The organism is Ruegeria sp. BB7 (genome assembly GCF_056539365.1).
The window spans coordinates 22,092-44,472 of the sequence record NZ_JBQFUV010000008.1 but is presented as its reverse complement, the minus strand read 5'-3'; the positions used below and the strand labels follow the sequence as shown (position 1 = coordinate 44,472).

The window sequence follows — 22,381 nt, the reverse complement described above, 5'->3', positions numbered from 1 at the left end:
GACCATGTTCCGCCTGACCGAATACATGCACCAACTCGTCAATCCGACCCCGGTACGCAAACGCCGGCCCGGACCAGTCAAACCAGTGGTGATCTGGAATCTGACGCGGCGCTGCAATTTGAAATGCCGCCATTGCTACACCGTCTCGGCGGATGTTGCGTTCCCGGGTGAACTCAGCCACGAGCAAGCCATGGTAACCCTTGAGGATCTGGGCCAATTTCGCGTCCCGGCCCTGATCCTCTCGGGTGGGGAACCGCTGGATCGATTTGATTTCTTCGATATAGCAAAACGCGCCCGTGAGCTTGTGCCGATGCTGGCGCTGTCCACCAACGGCACACGGATTCACGGCGAAACCGCCGACATGATCGCCCATGTAGGATTCAACTACGTCGGCATTTCACTGGACGGGATCGGAGCAACGAATGACTGGTTCCGCGGTGTCGAAGGCGCCTTTGCAGACGCATTGCGCGGTGTACGCGAATGCAAGAAACGCGGCATCAAAGTCGGTCTGCGTTTTTGCCTGACCGAAGGCACACAGCATCACCTGCCTGATCTGTTGAAGCTTTGTGATGACGAAGGCGTCGACAAGTTCTACCTGTCCCACCTCGTCTATGCAGGCCGTGGCGACAAGAACCGGGGCGAAGATGCTGAACACCTTCGAACCCGCAACGGTCTGGATCTGCTGCTTGAACGCGCGTGGGAGGCCGCATCAGGCGGGCGCCCGCTGGACATCGTAACCGGCAACAATGATGCCGACGCCGGATATTTCCTTAACTGGGTCCGCGCGCGTTTCGACGATGCGAAAGTTGCCCATGTTCGCGAGCATCTGGCGGCATGGGGAGGCAACTCCAGCGGTCTGGGCGTGGCCAATATCGACAATCTGGGCCGCGTGCATCCCGATACCTATTGGTCCGACTACACGGTCGGCAATGTGAAAACCCAGCCATTCTCTGAGCTTTGGACCAGCGACGATCAGATGCTGTCCATGCTGCGCACCCGCCCGCGCCCGCTAAAGGGACGCTGCGGAGCTTGCCAATTGAAAGATGTCTGCGGTGGCAACACCCGTATCCGGGCCTTGCAATTGACCGGCGATCCCTGGGCCGAAGATCCGGCCTGTTATCTGACAAATCAAGAAATCGGCGTTGAGGGCGCAGGCGAACGTCTGCAGGTCACGCCGTTCCGGGGGAAACGTCATGATCCTGCGCATCAGTTCTTTTAAAATCGACTGTTCTGTCCCTTCAGCCGTGGCGCCCGTGAAAACTGTGGGAGCCTCCGGCGGGAGTATTTTGGAAAAGATGAAGATTGGAGCGCTTTGTTCGGTCTTGAGCATAGGAGCGGCATGGGCGGATGCACCTTCGGATTATGCTGAACACTGCGCGTCTTGCCACGGCGAAAACCGTTTGGGTGGGGTCGGCCCCGCATTGATCCCCGAGACGCTGAAACGCATGCGTGGCCCCCGTGTGGCTGCTGTGATTGCCGAAGGGCGTACGGCCACTCAGATGCCCGCCTTTTCGCATGAGTTGGACGCGTTGCAGATCGAGGAGCTGGCGGGTTGGCTGAAATCTCCGCTGGAAACTGACCCAGAATGGGGCGAGGCCGATATCATGGCTAGCCGTACTTTGGATGAGGACTATGTTCCGGTTAACGCACCTGTCTGGGACAGCGATCCGATGAATATCACGTTGGCGGTTGAGACCGGTGACCACCATGTCAGCGTTCTGGACGGTGATACGTTCGAGGTTCTGGATCGATTCGAGACGCCTTTTGCCGTGCATGGTGGACCAAAGTTCAGCCCCGATGGGCGCTATGTGTTCATCATGTCCCGCGATGGCTGGGTCCAGAAATACGACATTTGGGCCCTGAAACAGGTGGGCCGCGTACGCGCGGGCCTGAACAGCCGCAACATCGCCATGTCTGGTGATGGCAAATGGGTGGCCGTGGCGAACTATTTACCGAACAGCCTGACCTTGTTGTCAACGCAGGACCTCTCGGTTGCGAAGGTCGTTGAGATCAAAAGTAAAAAGGGCGTTCCCAGCCGTGTCTCGGCTGTCTATCAGGCGCCCCCGCGTGAGAGCTTCGTGCTGGCTCTGAAAGACGTACCCGAGATTTGGGAGGTCTTTTACGGCGCCAATCCGCCGCAATCCGGCATTGGGCATGACTTCCGCATCGAGGGTCAGTTCAAGAACCCGGACCCCTTCCCGGTGCGCAAGATCACCACGCCGGACTATCTGGACGATTTCTTTTTCGACCAGAGCTACGAATACGTCATGGGCGCCTCCCGCGACGGCAAAGGTGGTCAGGTAATTGATCTGGTGATTGGTCACAAGGTGGCTGATCTGGACCTACCGGGCATGCCGCATCTGGGCTCGGGCATAACTTGGAAACATGGCGATACAACCGTAATGGCCACGCCGCATCTGACCGACGGCACCGTGTCGGTCATCGATATGCAGACATGGGAAACCGTCAAACGGATCAAGACCGAGGGACCCGGGTTCTTCATGCGCAGCCATGAGAATTCGCCTTACGTCTGGGCCGATGTGTTCTTTGGACCCAACAAGGACGCCATGCATGTGATCGACAAGCAAAGCCTTGAGATCGTTAAAACTCTGCGCCCAGCGCCCGGCAAAACCGTGGCACATGTCGAGTTCACCAAGGATGGCCGCCACGCACTGGTTTCCATCTGGGAAGATGATGGCGCAGTGATCGTTTATGACGCGCAGACGCTGGAAGAGGTTCGCCGCCTGCCGATGCGCAAACCGTCTGGAAAATACAATGTCTGGAACAAAATCACCTTCTCGGAAGGAACCAGCCACTGAAGGCAAATGGCCTGTTTGGAAACTGGCCATTCTGCTTTATCCGGCCACGGCGTTGACCGTGGCCATCAACCTGTTTCTGGCAGGGCTGATCGCCAACAGCGCCGGGTTTGGCGTTATCGAACCCGTCACAGCAATCCTGTGGTCAATCCCTCTGGGCATCCCTGCGTCCTGGCTGGCCGGTCGCTGGCTGCGCGGATTGATGGATGAAGCCGACGACTAACCATCTGCTATTTCTCCAAAAACTTCCTAAAATTAAATTTGGGGCAGTTCGCGAACAAATGACTTAAGTCAAGTTTCGAATCGAGAGGACAACATACGACTCTGGAAAGATTGCCGAGTTGGATTCTCCATGCCCGCCCTCAACCCTCTGCACATTTCAGCTGTTCGCGCGTCCCGCGTCGTATGTGCATGTGCGGGCATCCTCCTTCTGCTATTGCAGCTGCTTGGCCCGGCACTGGCGAGTCCCGGACAAAGCATGTGGGTGGAGATCTGCTCGGAGACAGGGGCGGTCTGGGTTCAGGTGGATCTTGAGAAAGAAGCCGATGACCCAACCGCGCCCTGTCCGAAATGCGCTGATTGCGCCCTGTGTGCTGTCACATCTGCGGTCCCGGTGCCGGACCTGCCTATCCTGAAACAGGACGGCTTTGTTTATATGGCAAGCTGCGATTTCCACGATCTGCCACATGACAACGGCATAGAACGATTGTGGCCCGAAACCCGGGGTCCCCCAAGTGCGACCCAAGTAGAATCTGAACGCGCCCTGCGCGCGTCCATGGCGTCCACCCAATTAATCGGAGGTGCGCCGTGGTCGTAAGTCGCGCAATCCATTTCCTGCTAGCCTTTGCCCTGTCCTGCCTGATGGCGATCAGCGCCCATGCCGACAGTCTGGCCAGCTTCCTGCCCGAAATTGAACCCGCCGATCTGGTTCCCGGTGCCGATGCCTTTGGTCCGGTGCGCGATGACGTGCCCGTTGCCCCCATTCTGAAAGGCCGCGAGACCGTTGCATGGGCCTTCCTGACCTCTGATTTTGTGGGAACCACCGGGTATTCCGGCAAACCCATCCACGTGGTCGCCGCCATTGATGATGATGCGGTGCTGACCGGGGTCAAACTGGTCAAGCACTCGGAGCCTATCGTTCTGATCGGCATTCCCAATTCGCGTATGGTTGAGCTGACCGAGGGTTACGCTGGGCTAGATCTCAAGCGTGAGGCCGAGACCGGGGGTGAGGGGCATGACCTCGACATCATCTCGGGCGCGACCGTGACCATCATGGTGATCGACGACAGCCTTGTACGTGGCGGCATCAAAGTAGCCCGTGCGCTGGGGCTGGGCGGTCTGTCTCCGGTGCAGTCGGATGGGCCAAAACGCGAAGTCGATATGGCGAAAAATGCCATCTATGACTGGACCACCCTCTCCGGAGACGGTTCAATCCGGAGGCTGACGCTGGATATTGGTCAGGTCAATGCCGCCTTCGAGGCGACGGGGGATCAGCGCGCGATCAAGCGCCCGGAACCGGGCGAGCCGGATGATACCTTTATCGACATGCATATGGCGCTGGTTTCGGTTCCGTCGATCGGCAAGTCGCTGTTGGGAGAGGCTGAATATCAGAACTTGACCAACTGGCTGGACGAGGGCGAACACGCCATTCTTGTGCTGGGTCGTGGGGCTTACAGCTTCAAAGGCTCGGGTTATGTACGCGGCGGTATCTTTGACCGAATTCAATTGATCCAAGGCGACAGTTCGGTCCGCTTCTTCGACCGCCAACAGCGCCGTCTGGGTGAGGTTGACGCGCCGGATGCGCCCAGCTTCAGCGAACTGGACATCTTCAAAATCCCAGCCGACGCCGAATTTGATCCGACCGAGCCGTTTCGCCTGCAACTGCTAGTACAGCGTGCCGTCGGCGCAGTTGAAAAAACCTTCCTGACCTTCGATCTGGGCTACAAGCTGCCCGAACAGTACCTGTTGCCCGTCACTGCCCCTGTGGTGGTCGATGACGCAACCGGAGAGGCCGCTGCCAAAGCGGCCCTGTGGCAACGTATATGGAAAGACCGCACGGTCGAGATTGCGGTGCTGGGCGTCATGCTGCTGGTGCTGACTGCCACTTTCTTCTTCCAGTTCCACGCGACGATGAATGCGCGCGTCTTCTACTGGTTCCGCATCGGATATCTGACCATGACGCTGTTCTTCATTGGCTGGTATGCCAACGCTCAGTTGAGCGTGGTGAACCTGATGGCGCTGGCGGGCAGCCTGCGCACCGGGTTCTCGTGGGATGCTTTCCTGTTGGATCCGCTGGTCTTTATCCAATGGTTCGCCGTCGCCGCCGCGTTGCTGTTCTGGGGCCGGGGTGCCTATTGCGGCTGGCTCTGCCCGTTTGGTGCGCTGCAGGAACTGACCAACAAACTCGCCCGCGCCCTCAAGGTTCCGCAATGGACCCTGCCCTGGGGTCTGAACGAACGCCTGTGGCCCGCGAAATACATGATTTTTCTTGGGCTGTTCGGTCTCAGCTTTGTCTCGATCCCGCTGGCCGAGAAATATGCCGAGATCGAGCCGTTCAAGACCGCGATCATCCTGAAATTCATGCGCGACTGGCCGTTTGTGGTCTTTGCGCTGCTCCTGCTGGGGATCGGGCTGTTCATCGAACGGTTCTACTGCCGCTACCTCTGTCCGCTGGGCGGAGCGCTGGCGATCCCTGCCCGTATTCGCATGTTCGACTGGCTGCGCCGCTATCCCGATTGCGGCAGCCCCTGTCAGACCTGCGCCAACGAATGCCCCGTTCAGGCGATCCACCCCACCGGTGAGATCAATCCGAACGAGTGCGTCACCTGCCTGCATTGTCAGGTGCTCTACCAGTCCGAGACGAAATGTCCCGTCGTTATCCGCCAGTTGAAACGGCGGGCCAAGACAGGGTCGGTCCAAATGAAGACCCCACTCGGACAGCCACCGGCGAACCATCCGAACGCCAAACCGCAATCCGTTTCCTAAAAAGGAGGAACGATCATGTCGGACAATGAAAACAAACTGAATATCACACGCCGTGGGATGCTGGGTGCAACCGCAACTGGCGCCGTGATTGCCGGGACCGGTCTGGGCTCGACCCTAATGACCGCCAAGGAAGCCAGTGCCGCCGCAAACGCCGCGCTGGAGCCCGGTGAGCTGGATGAATATTACGGCTTCTGGTCCTCGGGTCAGACCGGCGAGGTGCGTATCCTCGGCGTACCGTCGATGCGCGAACTGATGCGTATTCCGGTGTTCAACCGCTGCTCGGCCACTGGCTGGGGTCAGACCAACGAGTCGCTGAAGATCCTGACAGAAGGCCTGCTGCCAGAAACCAAGGAATACCTGGCCGCAAATGGCAAGGTCACCTACGATAACGGCGACCTGCACCACCCGCACATGTCCTTCACAGACGGCACCTATGACGGCCGTTACCTGTTCATGAACGACAAGGCCAACACCCGCGTGGCCCGCGTGCGTTGCGACGTGATGAAATGCGACAAGATCATCGAGATCCCGAACGCGCATGACATCCACGGCCTGCGTCCGCAGAAATACCCGCGCACCGGTTACATCTTTGCCAATGGTGAGCACGAGGCACCGCTGGTCAATGACGGCCAGATCCTCGACGATCCGTCGCAATACGTGAACATCTTCACCGCAATTGACGGTGACACGATGGAAATCGCATGGCAGGTGATGGTTTCGGGTAACCTCGACAACACTGACTGCGACTATCAGGGCAAATACGCGTTCTCGACCTCGTATAACTCGGAAATGGGCATGAACCTGGCCGAGATGACCGAGAACGAGCTGGACCATGTGGTCGTGTTCAACCTCAAGGCCATTGAAGAGGCCGTGGCTGCCGGGAACTATCAGGAACTGAACGGCGTCAAGGTCGTCGATGGCCGCAAGGAAGCTGGCGGTAATCTGACCCGCTATATCCCGATCCCGAACTCGCCGCACGGCGTGAACGCCGCGCCCGACAAGAAACACATCATGATCAACGGTAAGCTGTCGCCGACCGTATCCGTGATTGACGTGGAAAAAGTCGACGCGCTGTTTGCCGACAACGCCGATCCGCGCTCGGCCATCGTGGCGGAACCGCAGCTGGGCCTCGGCCCGCTTCACACCGCGTTTGACGGCAAGGGCAACGCCTACACCACCCTGTTCCTGGACAGCCAGGTGGTGAAATGGGACATCGCCAAGGCGATCGAAGCCTATGCCGGTGCGGATGTTGATCCGATCGTTGACAAGGTGGACGTGCACTATCAGCCGGGCCACAACTCGACCTCAATGGGTGAAACCGCCGAAGCTGATGGCAAGTGGCTGATTTCGATGAACAAGTTCTCGAAAGACCGCTTCCTGAACGTGGGTCCACTTAAGCCTGAAAACGAGCAGCTGATCGACATCTCGGGCGACAAGATGAAGGTGGTCCATGACGGCCCGACTTTTGCGGAACCGCATGACTCGATCCTTGTTCACCGGTCCAAGGTGAACCCGGTCAACGTCTGGGATCGCAACGACCCGATGTGGGAAGATGCGCGCAAACAGGCCGAGGCTGACGGTGTCGATCTGGAAGAAGGGGCCGAGGAACCAATCCGTGACGGCAACAAGGTCCGCGTCTACATGACCTCGACCGCGCCGGTGTTCAGCCTTGAGAAGTTCACCGTCAAGCAGGGCGACGAGGTTACGCTCTACGTCACCAACCTGGATGACGTGGACGACGTGACCCACGGGCTGTGCCTGTCGAACTTTGGCATCGCAATGGAGATCGGGCCGCAGGCGACCGCCTCGGTCACGTTCATCGCCGACCGTCCGGGCGTACACTGGTTCTATTGCCAGTGGTTCTGCCACGCGCTTCACATGGAAATGCGCGGCCGGATGTTTGTTGAGCCGCGGAGCGCATAACAATGCGTTGGTCCCTGCTCATACCGCTCCTGCTCGGCTCGCCCCTTTGGGCGGCGGATTGGGATGTGCCCAACCGGGCGGGGGCCATCAACGAGATACTGGCGCAGGCGGCGGATGGAGACACCCTCCGCCTGAGCCCCGGCGTTTACTCTGAAACGCTGGTGCTGGACCGGCCCATCACGATTGATGGGCTGGGACAGGCCACCATTGACGGACAAGGCAAAGGCAGCGTCATTACCGTGACCGGGCCGGGCGTGACAGTGCGCGGGCTGACGGTGATCGGCTCAGGCTCGGACCATGACGGAATCGACAGCGGCATCCAACTAACCAAGACGGCCCACGCGCCAGTGGTCGAGGATAACGTGCTGCTGGGCAATCTCTATGGCATCGACATCCATGGTGCCAAAGGCAGCATCGTACGCGGCAACCGGATCGAAGGACGGCAAGACCGGCGAATGAACGACCGTGGTAATGGCGTTTACGTCTGGAACGCGCCGGGTGCGCGGGTCGAAGATAACGACATTCGTTTTGGACGTGATGGGATCTTTGTGAACTCGTCCAAGAAAAATACCTTCACCGGCAACCTGTTCCGCGATCTGCGTTTCGCCGTGCACTACATGTATGCCGACAATTCGGTGGTCAGCGACAATGTCTCGATCGGCAACGATCTGGGCTATGCGGTGATGTTCACGACCAATGTGACCGTCGCTAACAATGTCTCGATCGGGGATCGTGAACATGGCGTGATGCTGAACTACGCCAACAAGAGCGTTATCACCGGAAATGTGGTGAAAGGTGCCAAGGAAAAATGCACCTTCCTCTATAACTCCAACAAGAACGAATTCACCGACAACTGGTTCCAGGGTTGCGGCATCGGCATTCACTTTACCGCCGGTAGTGAACGCAACCGTATTCTTGGCAACGCCTTTGTCGGCAACCGGACCCAGGTAAAATACGTTTCGACCAAATGGGTTGAGTGGTCCGAAGACGGGCGCGGAAACTACTGGTCCGATTTCGCCGCCTTTGATGTGGATGGCAATGGTATCGCCGATGCCCCCTATCGCCCCAATGACAGTATGGACCATGTGCTGTGGACCCAACCCGCAGCCAAACTGCTGCTCGGCTCCCCTGCCGTGCAGCTGGTGCGCTGGTCGCAATCGGCCTTCCCGGCGCTTCTGCCGGGTGGTGTGATGGACAGCAACCCATTGATGCAAGCCCCTGAACCCCCAGCTATGAAAAAGGTGCCTCATGACGGATAAGGCCCTGTCAATCGACCATGTATTCAAGGACCGGGGTAAAACCCGCGTTCTTGACGATATCACCCTGTCTCTTGCCCCCGGTCAGCGCGTTGCGCTGCTGGGTCATAACGGCGCGGGCAAGTCGACTCTGATCAAATCCATTCTCGGCCTAACGCCGATCCACGGCGGCGCCATTCGGATCGGAGACGCCGCCCCCGGCAGCGCGAAGGCACGGCGCGAAACGGCTTACCTGCCCGAAGCGGTGTCGTTTCACCCGGCGCTTACGGGCCGCGAGCAACTGACCCTGTTCGCGCAGCTCTCCGGAGCCAAAGCCGATGTGCCTGCCTTGCTGGAGCGCGTCGGTCTGAGCGACGCGCTGGATCGCCGGATCGGAGCCTATTCCAAAGGGATGCGGCAGCGCCTGGGTCTGGCGCAGGTCCTGCTGGGTCAGCCGAAGGTCGCACTGCTGGATGAACCGACATCGGGCTTGGACCCGATCTCACGGCAGGATCTCTATGCCATCATTGATGAGCTGGCCGCACAGGGTACGGCGGTCCTCATCGCCTCACATGCATTGACCGAAGTCGAAGCCCGCACCGATCGTATCGCTATCATGCGCAAGGGCCGGATGGTGGCTGATGACACTCTGAACAACCTCTCAGCGCTGGCGGGTCTGCCGATCCGCCTGAAGGTCCGCGCCAGTGACAATCCAGAAGCGCTGGCCGCAGAACTGGGAGGCAATCGGATCAACGGCGCGTCGGTCGAACTACTCTGCAGTCCCGACGACAAGATGGAGGCCCTGCGCCGCATCGCCGGACTGGGCGATGCGGTGGCGGATGTGGAAATGACCCCGCCCAAGCTGGAAGACCTCTATCGCCATTACGCTCAGTAGGAGATGCAATGACCCGCTTCCTCGCTATCACCCGCACTGAAATGCTGATCCTGCGCCGCAACCGCTGGCTGCTGGTCGCCACGCTGATCATGGTGCTGTTCGCTTTGGCGCTGACCTTTGCTGGCAGCGCCCCAACCGGCACTTTGGGCGTCGACATGCTCACTGTCTCGGTTGCGTCGATGACCACCTTGTCGGTCTACCTCGCCCCCTTGCTAGCGCTGATGATCTCCTTCGACGCCATCGCTGGTGACGTGGACCGAGGCAGCCTGTCGCTGCTGCTGTCTTACCCGGCAGGGCGCGGAGAAATCCTGTTGGGCAAGTATACTGCGCACCTCGCTGCCCTCGCCTTTGCGATGACCGTTGGTTTCGGCACTGCTGGCGCAGTGGCCGCCTTCTTTGGCGGGGCCGGACCGGAAAGCCTGATGGCTCTGGTGCGTCTCATCCTCACCTCGATCCTGCTGGGCGCCGTGTTTCTGGCGCTGGGTTACCTGCTGTCTGCCCTGGCGAGGGGCGCCACGGCAGCAGCAGGTCTGTCGGCCGGGCTCTGGCTGGTTTTTGTCGTCCTCTATGATCTTGGCCTGTTGGGGGCCGTCGTCATGGACAAGGGCGGCACCTTCACCCAATCCGTCTTTCCATGGGTGATGGTAGCCAACCCGGCCGACGCATTCCGTCTGTGGAACATCGCCGCAACTGAAGGCGTTGCGATGGCCTCTGGCATGACCGGCGCCGCACAGGCCCTGCCCGTCTGGGCCGCGCCTGCTTCGCTGCTGATCTGGCCAGTGCTCGGCTTTGCCCTTGCCCGCCTCGCGTTTCGGAGGGTCGAGCCATGAAACATCTTGCCCTGATCGCATTGATCGCGTTGGCCGCCTGCAAGGAAGAAGTGGCCGAGGCCCCGGACCCGGTCGATCTGACCCCGGATGCGCTCAGCTTTTTCTGCCAGATGAACATCGCCGAACATGGCGGGCCAAAGGGGCAGATTCATCTGGACGGCTACCCAGCCCCGCTTTTCTTTGCGCAGGTGCGCGACATGGTGGCCTATCTCAAAAGCCCCGAGCGTGATGCCAAAATCACTGCCGTCTATGTCAGCGACATGGGCGTCGCCCCGAATTGGCGGCAGCCGGGCATTTCCAACTGGATCGACGCCGATGGCGCAACCTTTGTGGTCGGGGCCGATGTCGCCGGTGGTATGGGCGCGCGCGAGGTTGTTCCCTTTGCTAATCCCACCGATGCCAAAGCCTTTATCGGCCAATATGGCGGAACTTCCCTACCTCTCTCTGAGATTCCGGATACCGAGGTGCTTGGCCCTGTGGATCTGGACTTGATACTGGAGACCCCCTCATGACTTCTCTCTCGCGTCGCCGGTTCTTGACCATGACGGCCGCTTGCGCAGCCTTTCCTGTCGGAGCCGCAACAGCCCCCGTGGCGCATTGGCGCGGCGTTGCATTGGGGGCTGAGGCCAGCTTGCGCTTAGAGGGGCTAACCACCGCAGAAGCCGCACCAATTTTCTCTGCCGTCGAGGCCGAGGTAAACCGGCTGGAGAACATCTTTAGCCTCTACCGTCACAATTCTGAAATCAGCCGTTTGAACCATGATGGGCATCTGCTGGCACCTTCCCCTGATCTGCTGAACGTTCTCAGCCTGTGCTCGGCCCTCCATCAAGCTTCCGACGGCCTGTTCGATCCCTCCATTCAGCCCGTTTGGCGCGCACTTGCCTCTAGTGCAAACCCGGCCGACTTGACGAAGGCACTGGAAACGGTGGGCTGGGATCGCGTTTCGGTTCAGGCAGAGGTGATCAACCTTTCTCGTCCCGGATTGTCGGCCCTGACCCTGAATGGCGTGGCGCAAGGGGCCATTACCGATCGCATCAGCGCCCTGCTTGCTTCGCATGGTTTGCGCGATGTACTTGTGAACATGGGGGAAATCGCAGCCCACGGGCACCGGAACGACGGTCAAGCCTGGCAAGTCGGTCTTGCAGGTTCGGCTGGCGAGGTTCAGAAGACGATCCGACTTCGCGACAGAGCCGTCGCGACATCCGACACCAACAGCGTCATGCTGACAGAGACACAGGGGCATATTCTCAGCACCAATGGATCACATCACCCCAAGCAGGTTGTATCCGTTTCTGCGCCTACCGCGGCGGTCGCCGATGGCCTGTCAACGGCCCTGTGCCTGTTGCCACGGGCTCAGATGGATGCCGTGATCGCATCCTTTCCCGGGGCCGTGCTTGAGATGGTCGGATAAACTTGCCGAGAATGAAAAATGCGAGGCCGGATCGACCTCGCATTCACAGGTTCAGCTTGCCAAGGGTTTAAGCCGCTGCGATCTGACCGGCCTTTTCAACCAACACTTCGGCCTGACGGATCGAGGCATAGTCGATCAGGCGGCCATCCAGTGATACGGCACCTTTGCCCGAAGCTTCGGCCTCGGCCATTGCAACGAGAATGCGCTGCGCCTTGTTCACCTCGGCATCCGATGGGGACATGACTTCGTTTGCCAGCGCAATCTGGCTAGGGTGGATGGCCCACTTACCTTCGCAGCCCAGAACGGCGGCGCGTTTCGCAGCCGCACGATAGCCTTCGGGGTCTTGGAAATCGCCAAAAGGCCCATCAATCGGGCGCAGACCATTGGCGCGTGCTGCGACGACCATGCGGGCCAGAGCGTAGTGCCACATGTCCCCCCAATGGGTCATGCGGCCTCCGTCAGCGTCGGGGTCGGTCAGGACCGAATAGTCGGGGTTTACGCCGCCGATGATCGTGGTGCGCGCGCGGGTCGACGCAGCATAGTCCGCAACGCCGAAATGTAGGCTTTCGTTGCGCTTTGATGCCGCCGCAATCTCGCTCACGTTCTGCATGCCAAGCGCCGTTTCGATGATGTGCTCGAAACCGATCCGCTTTTTATAGCCCTTGGCGTCCTCGATCTGTGTCACCAGCATATCGACGGCATAAACGTCTGCAGCGGTTCCCACTTTGGGGATCATGATCAGGTCCAGACGTTCTCCGGCCTGTTCGACCACGTCCACCACGTCGCGGTACATGTAGTGAGTATCGAGCCCGTTGATCCGCACCGACATGGTTTTGTTGCCCCAGTCGATATCGTTCAGCGCTTCGATAATGTTCTTACGCGCCTGTTCCTTTTCATCAGGTGCGACCGCGTCTTCCAGATCAAGGAAGATCACATCCACATCCGATTTAGCTGCCTTTTCGAACATGCCCGGCTGGCTACCGGGAACGGCCAGTTCACTGCGGTTCAGGCGGCCGGGGGCCTGGTCGATTGAATGAAAGCTCATGCGTTTGATCCTTGGTTCAGAGTTTTGTCGGTTCGGTGTCAGATCACCCGGTCACGCGGTTCGCGGCCCTGGAAAAAGTCACTTAGGTTATCGAGCACACGGAACCCCATCGCCTCACGCGCTTCCTTAGTGGCGCTGCCCAAATGGGGCAGCATCACCAGATTGTCACATTGCAGCAAATCGGGGCTGATCCGGGGTTCGCCGTCGAACACATCCAGCGCCGCACCGCCGATCATGTCGAACATCAGGGCCTGAATCAGAGCCCATTCGTCGATCACCTCACCACGAGCGGTGTTGATCAGGAAGGCGTCCGGTTTCATCAGGCTGAGCCTACGTGAATTGATCAGGTGCCGGTTCGCAGCCCCTCCGGGACAATGGAGCGACACGAAATCGCACTGCGGCAACAGTTCGTCGATTGTGTCCACTTGGGTCGCGTTGCACTGGGCCAGCAAGCCCGGCGATACTTGGCTCCGGTTGTACACAAGAACGCCCATGCCAAACCCGTGATGGGCGCGACGGGCCATTTCCTGACCGATGCGACCATAACCGATGATGCCCAACGTTTTGCCGCTGACCTTGGTGCCGATCAAATGCGTGGGCCGCCAGCCGGTCCAACCACCCGCCCGCAGTTCACGCTCACCTTCACCCGCCCGGCGCGCCACCATCAGAAGCAGGGTCATGGCGACATCAGCGGTGCATTCGGACAGCACGTCAGGAGTATTTGTTACCGTCATGCCCAATTCACGCGCTGACGGCTCGCAGATATGGCTGTAGCCAACACCATAGTTGGCGAGGATTTTTGTCTGTGCTCCGGGCACATCCAGTGCCTCGGCGCTGAGCGTGTCGGTGACAGTGGGCAGCACCGCGTCATAGGACTTCAGTGCCTGCCGGATGTCAGCCGGGGACATAGGCTTGTCCCCTGTGTTCAGAACGACATTGTAATTCTCGGCCAGCTGCGCCTCGACGGCAGCAGGCCAGCGACGGGTGACAAGGACCGAGGGTTTGACCATCACGCAGCCTCCATTACACGAGCGATTGTTTCACCGATGACAGCCGGGTTTTCGGCCACGGTCACACCGGCAGCGGACAGGATTTCGACCTTCTCGCTGGCGCTTTCGCCAAAGGCCGAGATGATCGCGCCCGCGTGGCCCATGGTCCGGCCTTTCGGAGCTGTCAGACCGGCGACATAGGCAATCACCGGTTTGGTGATGTGGTCACGGATGTATTCCGCTGCTTCAGCTTCCTGAGGTCCACCAATTTCGCCGATCATGGCGATGACGTGAGTATCTTCATCCTCTTCGAACCGCTGCAGGATGTCCTTGAAGGACGAACCGTTGATCGGGTCTCCGCCGATGCCGACACTGGTCGAAACGCCGATCCCGCGCTCTTTCAACTGCGCAGCGGCCTCATAGCCTAACGTCCCCGATCGACCAATGATCCCCACATGGCCGGGCAGATAGATATGCCCCGGCATGATCCCCAGCAGAGCTTTGCCGGGCGAGATCGTACCTGCGCAGTTCGGCCCGGTCAGGACCATGCGCTTTTCCTTGGGATAGCGGTACATGTACCGTTTCACCCGGATCATATCCTGCGCAGGAATACCGTCTGTAATGCAGACGCAATAGCGGATACCGGCATCTGCGGCCTCCATGATCGAGTCAGCGGCAAATGGCGGCGGCACGAAGACGAGGCTGGCATCGGCACCGGTGGCTTCAACGGCCTGTTTGACGGTGTCGAAGACCGGAACGCCTTCAACGGTTTCTCCGCCCTTACCGGGCACGACACCACCGACAACGTTGGTGCCGTAGTTCAGCATGTCCTTGGTATGGAACCGAGCCATGCGCCCGGTGATGCCCTGCACGATAACGCGCGAGTCACGATCGAGAAGAATGCTCATTACACAGCCCTCATCTTGGTGTTTTGGGACAGATCGTTTCGCCATGCACCAACGGCGCGTTCTGCGGCTTCCATCAGTGTTGTGGCGCGAATGATCGGCAGGCCGGATTTCGCGAGGATTTTCTGGCCTTCTTCGACATTTGTTCCAGCCAGTCGCACAACAACCGGGATATCGAGTTCAAGCTCTTTCAGCGCCTGTACGACCCCTTCGGCCACCCAGTCACAGCGGTTGATACCGGCAAAAATGTTAACCAAGATCGCTTGCACGTTGTCATCTGACAGAACCAGTCGGAACGCCTTGGCCACACGTTCAGGCGAGGCGCCACCGCCGATGTCGAGGAAGTTGGCGGGCTCACCCCCGGCCAGCTTGATCGTGTCCATCGTGGCCATGGCCAGACCAGCACCATTGACGATGCAGCCGATATTGCCATCCAGCCCGACATAGGACAGACCCCGATCCGCCGCACGGCTTTCGCGCGGGTCTTCCTGGCTTTTGTCGCGCAGTTCGGCGATTTGCGGGTGCCGGAACAGGGCGTTGTCGTCAAAGCTCATCTTGGCATCCAGCGCCAGAACCCGATCATCGCCGGTGATGACCAGCGGGTTGATCTCGACCATGGTGGCGTCCAGATCGCTGAAAGCGGCATAGCAGCCCTGCAGAGTGCGCACCATCTGCTGCACCAGCTTCGGCTCCAGCCCCAGTTTGAACGCAATTTCGCGCGCCTGGAATTCCTGCAACCCGACCGCCGGCTCGACGATGGAACGCACGATGCTGTCCGGGCGGTCGGCCGAAATATCCTCGATCTCCATCCCGCCTTCGGACGAGGCCACGATCATCACCCGCTGGCTTGACCGGTCAAGGACGAAGCCCAGATAGATCTCGCGGTCAATCGGCACAGCGGACTCAACGTAGACACGATAGATGCCCTTACCCTCGGGGCCGGTCTGGTGCGTGACCAGTTTGCGACCAAACAGGTCATCGCAGGCCTGATAGATTTCGTTTTCGGTGTTGCATAGCTTGACGCCGCCCGCCTTGCCGCGCCCGCCTGCATGGACTTGAGCCTTGACGATCCATTTGTCGCCACCCAGTTCGCGCGCCCGATAGGCCGCCTGTTCAGGGCTGTAGGCCAAAGCGCCAGAAGGCACATCGACACCGAAATTCGAAAGAAGCTCTTTCGCTTGGTATTCATGGATATCCATCTGCAATCCTCCCGTTCATGCAGCGTGATTAAGCGGCGATCGACGTGCCGTAGCGGCTTTCCAGCAAAGCCTCGACTGCGTCCTGATCGACCTCGGCACCCAGTTCACGCAGGGCCTCGGCGAACAGACGCACGATTCGGCTGACGGCCTCGCGGTTCAACTGATTGAGGATACCGATACGAACTTGCACCGGTGCGCTGAGCGTGGGCCAGATACCGAAGCCACGGGCGCGGCAATTCTGCACCAGTTCCATCTCACGTCCCGCCAAGTCCGGCGGCAGGTTTAACACGACGAGGCTGGGCATGTCCGAGGTTACCTCGCAGCCCATCTCGATCATGGCGTCCCGCAGGACCTTTTCGTGGGTGCGGTAAGACATTGACCGTTTCGCCAACCCTTCTTGTAGGGTCAGGCGCAGCGATTCATGGAATGCAGCGACAGCATATCCCGAATGGGTCCGGTGATATGTGCCCTTTTCCACATCCGCACCATCGATGATCCCCCAGTGGCGGGCCTCGAAAATCGGGTTGTGAACATAGGTGTAGGCACCGGTCGTTTTCAGCGTTTCGATATAGGCGCCTGTAAAGCTGACAGGCGCGTAGGTCAGTGGCAAACAGCACAGGCCCTTTTGCGGGCAGGACGCCCAACCAGCGATGCCCGGATAATCGTCGATCGAAAAGTCATCGACACCCAGAGACGAAACCGCATCGATCAAGCCCATGGCACCATGACGCTCGCAAGCATCCGAGAACCCGCGCAAGTCGTTGATACGGCCCGAACCGGTCTCCCAATGCGCCATAAAGGCCCATTTCGGCTGATGCTCTGCCAGAGCGGCGTCGATCAGTTCACCGGTTACCGGCTGGCCGTGCGGAACCTCGATCACAGTGACGCTGGCGGCTTGTGGGTCCAGCGGATTGGCGGCGTGCTCTTCAGGTGTCGCGGCCTTGATCCGCAGGGTCAGCGCGTCGATGCCCGAGAAGGTGCCATTTGTGAAGGCAACCACTTTGTCCCCGGGCATAACGGCAGAGAACATGGTGTCCAGCGCGCTCCAACCGGTGCCGGCAACGGCAAAAGTATAGGCGTTTTTGGTGCCCCAGATATTGCGTAGCATATGCTTGCACTCGATCATGCCGCGCAGGACATCACCCTGCATGTGATCCGCAACACCTGCATTTGTGAATGCGTGCAGAACGCGGGCATCCGTATTGCCCGGCCCCGGACCTGCAGCGAGCGTCTCGGGGATCTCGAGCGGAGGGAAAATCTGGAAAGTCATCGTTAGACATCCTCAGCAGTTGGTCGGACAGCGCGTCCGATACGTTTCGTTGCTGGACAGAAAACCGGGGCTTGCCCGAACGCACAACGTAACTTACTACTGCTTTAGGATGGCCATTTGGGTGGGATATTAACTACCCATTTTGGTAAAAATACCAAAGTATACAAGTTTCTGTCCTATCCGAATGGGTAGTTTTTTCGAAATTCAGGGCAATAACAGATGGTTGAGACCCAAACTACTCAGATCGACGTCATGCTGGCCGACGGCAACCCACTGGTCCTTTCAGCCATGTCCGAGATTTTTGAGCGCGACCCGCGATTCTCTCTTGTCGCGACCTCGGCCACTGCCGAAGGGTTCCTGGGAACCGTGATGCGAGTCCCCGTTCAGGTTGGTGTGGTGGATTGGAACCTTCCCGTTCTGGGTGCTGCGAAGCTGATCGAGGTTCTGCGCGAACAGGCCAACGCCCCTCGTTTAGTAGTTTATGGTGAGGCAACAGGCGACACTCCTCGCCTGGCGATGCAGGCCGGAGCAGCAGGCTTTGCCGCACGGTCCGGGGCGGTCGAAGGTCTGCTGGAAACCTGCGCCGATGTGGCGGCAGGAAAAATGGTGTTCCCGTTCATTGATATCCGCAAGATGCAACAGGACCCGATCCAAAGCCTGTCCCGAAAAGAGCGCACCATACTCGAAGCACTGTCGCAGGGCATGTCAAACCGCGACCTGTCCCGAGAGCTTCAGATTTCCACGAATACCGTCAAATTTCACCTGTCGAACATTTACGACAAACTGGGTGTTAAAAACCGAACGCAGGCCATCGCCTATTATTATTCCTCTCAGTTTTCCGGGGGATAAGTGAAAGTGCCGACCATCAAAGGCAACCGGAGCGCGCATTGCGTTGTTGGTACCAGTCGATTTGCCAGGTCTCTCTGAGGAAACATCATCGTTTCCGATGCACCCGGACAGTTTGCACGCAGGCGAAGGGATTCAGAGCGCCCCAATACAACGATCTATTTGAACTGTCGGGCGAGTATAACTGATTCATCCATCGCAAAGAGCGGCAACCAAGCGCATTTGGGGTGATGGGTATTCAGGCGGGAATTGCCAATAACGTCATTAAATATCATTTAAACTCAATGATATATGGCGGAGACGAAGGGATTCGAACCCTCGAGACGGTTTCCCGCCTACTCCCTTAGCAGGGGAGCGCCTTCGACCACTCGGCCACGTCTCCGCTGGCCGGTATATCCCTGCCTGTCACCCGGATACAAGGCGATTTTCTATACCCCGTTCAATTTTCTCGTATCTTTCTTATTCGTCAGGCCATAGCGGCCGTTTTTGAGGCCACTTTCAGGATTGGAAACACAAACACAAGCGGCGCTACGGCTCTGGTTTGCGTGACCAAGCATTCGTCATTCAGCTCGCACGCCGCCCGAAAAACACAGATCACTTGCCAAAAGCGCGAAATTTAAGGCATATTTGCATGAGCTTATTATTTTTAAATTCAATACTCTGAATATATCGAGGCACAAACCGAGCGGTGAGCGCAATGCGCTCTGTACTTACCTTTGGGGGAAGGAAGTTAGGTTTGACCTGGTTAAAATCGTTATTCGTGATTTGTTGTCTACTGCTTTTGCCTTCGCAGGCCCTGGCCAACATCGGAAAAGTCATCGGCGTCAAGCAAGGTGCTGAGATTACACGCTCGGGGAAATCCCAACCAGTGCGGGCTGGGATGGAAGTGGTATCCGGCGATTCCATTTCCACCAACGGCACCGGACTGGTTCAACTGGTATTTGTAGACGAAACCAAGATTGCGATCGGTCCGAATGCACGCATGAAGCTGGACGTGACCATGCTGCGAAGCAATCGAAAGGCCAAAAATTTTGCGGTTCAGGCATTGGGTGGCAGTTTTCGTTTTATTTCCGGCAAGAGCAGAAAACGCGCCTACTCCATTCAAACACCAACGGCGACAATGGCTGTTCGCGGTACGACCTTCGACATGTGGGTCGTTTCCGAGATGCAAAGCGCCATGCTGGTTTTGGAAGGTACAGTTCGCATGTGCGGTGCGCGCGGCTCGTGTCGAACAACCGGGCGACAATGCAGTATGTTTGCCACTTCCCAGCAGGGCAATATCGGTCGTCCTGTAGATCAGGAACACTATGAGCTGGCATTGAAAAGCGGGTTCCCGTTCATTCAATCGCAGGCGGGCCTGAAGCCACCGCTGCAAGTGGACTTTGCCGGGTGCGCGGCAGAATCCGTACCGATACCAATAGAAAAGGCTGAGGCGCCCCCACCAACTCGCGCTACACCCCAGAAGGTGGCCTTCCAGGCGGAGCCGCCATCCGAGCCGCCGAGCGAACCACCAGACGAACCACCATCAGCAGAGCCCGCTGCCAAAACCAATAAGTCCGGCCATCAGGACGGCAGCAACCCCGGCGGCCAGTCACGAAACGCTTCAGGCGTAGGGAATCCGGGCAAAGGTAAAGGTCGCGACGGCGCCAAGGGAAGGGGCAAGGGCAAAAAGGGAAATGCCGGATGACGTATGCGCCACCGCCAGTAACGGCGTTGAACGTCAGATAAGGGCCTAACGACGGGAGGCATTGTGCAAACCTGCGCCAAGTACGCCCATGCAATCGGAGGCAAAGGTGATCGGTAAGCCAAAGGAGCGTGCAGGGCGGCGACGAGCCTTTCAGTTAGTGGGGCTCGGACTGATATTGTTCGGGTGTTTTATCAGAGTACTTGATCCATATCCGGTGCGAATAGCCCGGCTGACCTATTTCGACATTCTACAGCGCTTGTCGCCCCGAGAATACAACCCGGACCTGCCAGTACGAGTTGTCGATATTGACGAGCAATCGCTGGCCAAATGGGGGCAATGGCCCTGGCCCCGAACCCTATTGGCAGAGATGGTGAAAAACCTCGGCGAATACGGGGCAGCCGCCATAGCGTTCGATATGTTGTTCGTCGAGCCCGATCGGTTCTCCCCCTCTCGATTGTTAAATGACCCCGCTCTTGCGGACATACTGACGGTCAAGAGACACGCCGCGAAATTGGACAACGACGTCTTGTTCGGCTTGGAGATTGGCAACTGGCCCGTCGTTCTGGGCGCAGCTGCGCGGCCAACGCTCGAAGGCAGGCCCGTCACACCGATGGCGGGTATAATCGAGATCGGCGAAAGCCCGGCATCCGGCTTGGTCAGCGTCCCCAACTGGACACCGCCTGCCCCACCGTTGGATCAGACGGCTGCAGGTATCGGTGGTGTCAATGTCTCACCCTTGGGCGGCATGGGGATCATTCGCCGTGTGCCCATCCTTTGGGGAGGGCCGGACGGGACTTTGCCGGGGCTAGGGCTCGAAGCGCTCAGGGTCGCCTTAGGTGAATCCGTTATCATTGCAGAGGGCGCGCAGGACGAAGCAGGCATCATGCTGGCGGTCGAGGTTGGTGATTTCCGACTGCCGACCACCGAAAACGGTGAGATTTGGGTTCGGTACAGGCGGGACAACCCAAACCTGTATTTGTCCGCCAACGATATCATGCAGGCAACGGACAATCCCAATCTGCGCGCCGAGATTGAGGGCCGCATTATTCTGGTCGGCACGTCCGCCGCTGGTCTATTTGACATGCACCAGACGGCGTTAGGTGAATCCGTTCCGGGCGTATCGATCCATGCACAGCTTTTGGAACAGATTTTGACAGGTGAAATGCTGAGCCGATCGGACGTAACCGCCGCTCTTGAATTGCTGTCCTTCGTCAGCTTGGGAATAGTGGTCACGGTTGTCATGTCCCGATTTGGCGCGGTTGCCTCGTTCGTGGCGGGCGGTGTCTCGGCCGCTGTTGTCCTTGGCAGCAGTTGGATGGCTTTCCAGAACCAACTGGTACTGTTCGACGTCACATTTCCACTATTGGGAGGCATGGCAAATTTTGGCTTGTTGGCGGGCTATCTGTTCATTTCGACCGAGCGTGAAAAGCGGGCAATCCGGCAAACCTTTTCGCACTATGTGGCACCCGAGATTCTGGATGAAATGGAGATGTCGGGCCATCAACTGCAACTGGGTGGCGAGACCCAGGAAATCACGGTGATGTTCTCGGACATCCGAGGTTTTACGCCCCTGTCCGAGACCGTATCGGCAACCGATCTGGTAACCTTGTTGAACCAGCTATTCTCGAAAATCGGAGATCAGATACTGCGAGAGAGAGGTACTATCGACAAATTCATCGGTGATGCGGTCATGGCTTTTTGGAACGCCCCGGTCCCGGTCGAGGACCACCCCTGCCGCGCTGCATCAGCCGCGCTGTTGATGCGAGAGGCGCTGGTGGATTTCAATGCTTCTGGCGTTATGAAAGGCAGGCCGCCAATTGCCTTGGCAACGGGCTGCGCCACGGGGCAGGCCTGTGTGGGGAATATCGGCTCAAAAAGCCGGTTTAACTACACCGTCATCGGTGACGTGGTAAATGTCGCCGCCCGGATCGAACAAAGCTGTCGCCATGTCGACTATGATATTCTGGTATCCTGTGCGGTTTATGAGAATACCCGCAATGTCATGGCCATGCTCGAAGCTGGTTATGTGGACCTCAAAGGCAGAACTGACCTGGAACCTGTCTACGTCCTGGTAGGCGGCCAAGAGACGTTAGACGCGCCCGCATTCCAGAAACTTGAGGCGACACACAAAAAGATGATTGCCGCCATTCGCAACCGCCAACCGCACGATCAGATCGAAGACATGTGCGCCGACTGTGTTGCACAGGCACAGCATATCGAACCTGGTTTGCGAAGGTTCTACCGTGCCTTGCCTGGTCGAGCTGCGGATTTCCGATCCGACACCCAGTCAAACCAGCTGATATTCAGCCATCAAGAAAACGAAAGAAAACCGTCTGCATAAAACG

Annotated in this window: 19 protein-coding genes and 1 tRNA gene; 14 read left to right on the top strand and 6 right to left on the bottom strand. The window is 58.5% G+C overall.

The features are described from left to right. Positions 1-4: 4 nt before the first annotated feature. The 11 genes from nirJ to ACR0D7_RS13180 all read left to right on the top strand — a co-directional run bounded on the left by nirJ (position 5) and on the right by ACR0D7_RS13180 (position 12,095). Positions 5-1,219, top strand: coding sequence for a heme d1 biosynthesis radical SAM protein NirJ (gene nirJ / locus ACR0D7_RS13230; RefSeq protein ID WP_480679427.1), 1,215 nt, complete (start codon positions 5-7; stop codon positions 1,217-1,219). Positions 1,220-1,295: 76 nt separating this feature from the next. Then, entirely contained in the window at positions 1,296-2,819 is a 1,524-nt protein-coding gene (locus tag ACR0D7_RS13225; RefSeq protein WP_480679426.1) for a cytochrome D1 domain-containing protein, read from the top strand. Further along, a complete protein-coding gene (locus ACR0D7_RS13220; protein ID WP_480679425.1) occupies positions 2,776-3,039 on the top strand; it encodes a hypothetical protein in 264 nt (87 codons plus the stop codon). Before ACR0D7_RS13225 ends, ACR0D7_RS13220 begins: the two co-directional genes overlap by 44 nt. 255 nt (positions 3,040-3,294) lie before the next feature. Continuing rightward, entirely contained in the window at positions 3,295-3,633 is a 339-nt protein-coding gene (locus ACR0D7_RS13215; protein WP_480679424.1) for a hypothetical protein, read from the top strand. Positions 3,634-3,677: 44 nt separating this feature from the next. Further along, complete coding sequence (locus ACR0D7_RS13210) at positions 3,678-5,801, top strand: 4Fe-4S binding protein (RefSeq protein WP_480679515.1); 2,124 nt, start codon at positions 3,678-3,680, stop codon at positions 5,799-5,801. 15 nt (positions 5,802-5,816) lie between these two features. Continuing rightward, positions 5,817-7,724: a TAT-dependent nitrous-oxide reductase gene (gene nosZ / locus ACR0D7_RS13205; RefSeq protein ID WP_170381874.1), complete on the top strand. Its 1,908-nt coding sequence runs from the start codon at positions 5,817-5,819 to the stop codon at positions 7,722-7,724. A 2-nt stretch (positions 7,725-7,726) separates the two neighbouring features. Beyond that, entirely contained in the window at positions 7,727-8,983 is a 1,257-nt protein-coding gene (locus ACR0D7_RS13200; protein WP_480679423.1) for a nitrous oxide reductase family maturation protein NosD, read from the top strand. After that, a complete protein-coding gene (locus ACR0D7_RS13195; RefSeq protein WP_480679422.1) occupies positions 8,973-9,854 on the top strand; it encodes an ABC transporter ATP-binding protein in 882 nt (293 codons plus the stop codon). Before ACR0D7_RS13200 ends, ACR0D7_RS13195 begins: the two co-directional genes overlap by 11 nt. An 8-nt stretch (positions 9,855-9,862) precedes the next feature. Beyond that, the gene (locus ACR0D7_RS13190; protein ID WP_480679421.1) at positions 9,863-10,684 is read left to right on the top strand and encodes an ABC transporter permease; all 822 of its coding nucleotides are present in this window, start codon (positions 9,863-9,865) and stop codon (positions 10,682-10,684) included. Further along, on the top strand, positions 10,681-11,196 hold the full coding sequence (locus ACR0D7_RS13185) for a nitrous oxide reductase accessory protein NosL (RefSeq protein WP_170575101.1): 516 nt from the start codon (positions 10,681-10,683) through the stop codon (positions 11,194-11,196). The genes ACR0D7_RS13190 and ACR0D7_RS13185 overlap by 4 nt, the downstream gene beginning before the upstream one ends. Beyond that, positions 11,193-12,095, top strand: a complete 903-nt coding sequence (locus ACR0D7_RS13180) for an FAD:protein FMN transferase (RefSeq protein ID WP_480679420.1) — start codon at positions 11,193-11,195, stop codon at positions 12,093-12,095. Before ACR0D7_RS13185 ends, ACR0D7_RS13180 begins: the two co-directional genes overlap by 4 nt. Positions 12,096-12,162: 67 nt before the next feature. Here the strand turns inward: ACR0D7_RS13180 and ACR0D7_RS13175 are convergent, their stop codons facing one another. Genes ACR0D7_RS13175 through ACR0D7_RS13155 form a run of 5 tightly spaced genes read right to left on the bottom strand, consistent with a single transcriptional unit; the run spans position 12,163 to position 17,503 of the window. Beyond that, positions 12,163-13,140, bottom strand: coding sequence for an HpcH/HpaI aldolase/citrate lyase family protein (locus ACR0D7_RS13175; RefSeq protein ID WP_480679419.1), 978 nt, complete (start codon positions 13,138-13,140; stop codon positions 12,163-12,165). A gap of 38 nt (positions 13,141-13,178) precedes the next feature. Further along, complete coding sequence (locus ACR0D7_RS13170; protein WP_480679418.1) at positions 13,179-14,150, bottom strand: 2-hydroxyacid dehydrogenase; 972 nt, start codon at positions 14,148-14,150, stop codon at positions 13,179-13,181. Next, on the bottom strand, positions 14,150-15,037 hold the full coding sequence (gene sucD, locus ACR0D7_RS13165) for a succinate--CoA ligase subunit alpha (protein ID WP_209508187.1): 888 nt from the start codon (positions 15,035-15,037) through the stop codon (positions 14,150-14,152). The genes ACR0D7_RS13170 and sucD overlap by 1 nt, the downstream gene beginning before the upstream one ends. After that, positions 15,037-16,233, bottom strand: a complete 1,197-nt coding sequence (locus tag ACR0D7_RS13160; protein WP_480679417.1) for a malate--CoA ligase subunit beta — start codon at positions 16,231-16,233, stop codon at positions 15,037-15,039. Before ACR0D7_RS13160 ends, sucD begins: the two co-directional genes overlap by 1 nt. A gap of 28 nt (positions 16,234-16,261) precedes the next feature. Continuing rightward, positions 16,262-17,503 (bottom strand): pyridoxal-phosphate-dependent aminotransferase family protein, encoded by a 1,242-nt coding sequence (locus ACR0D7_RS13155; protein ID WP_480679416.1) that lies wholly within the window; start codon positions 17,501-17,503, stop codon positions 16,262-16,264. Between the two features lie 219 nt (positions 17,504-17,722). On the opposite strand from ACR0D7_RS13155, the gene ACR0D7_RS13150 reads away from it, so the two are divergent. Then, the gene (locus tag ACR0D7_RS13150) at positions 17,723-18,352 is read left to right on the top strand and encodes a response regulator transcription factor (RefSeq protein ID WP_480679415.1); all 630 of its coding nucleotides are present in this window, start codon (positions 17,723-17,725) and stop codon (positions 18,350-18,352) included. Positions 18,353-18,641: 289 nt separating this feature from the next. Here the strand turns inward: ACR0D7_RS13150 and ACR0D7_RS13145 are convergent. Then, positions 18,642-18,731 (bottom strand) — tRNA-Ser (locus tag ACR0D7_RS13145). A 315-nt stretch (positions 18,732-19,046) separates the two neighbouring features. On the opposite strand from ACR0D7_RS13145, the gene ACR0D7_RS13140 reads away from it, so the two are divergent. Together ACR0D7_RS13140 and ACR0D7_RS13135 are read left to right on the top strand one after the other, a co-directional pair. Continuing rightward, positions 19,047-20,036, top strand: coding sequence for a FecR family protein (locus ACR0D7_RS13140; RefSeq protein WP_480679414.1), 990 nt, complete (start codon positions 19,047-19,049; stop codon positions 20,034-20,036). 106 nt (positions 20,037-20,142) lie between these two features. Beyond that, on the top strand, positions 20,143-22,377 hold the full coding sequence (locus tag ACR0D7_RS13135) for a CHASE2 domain-containing protein (RefSeq protein WP_480679413.1): 2,235 nt from the start codon (positions 20,143-20,145) through the stop codon (positions 22,375-22,377). Positions 22,378-22,381: the final 4 nt, after the last annotated feature.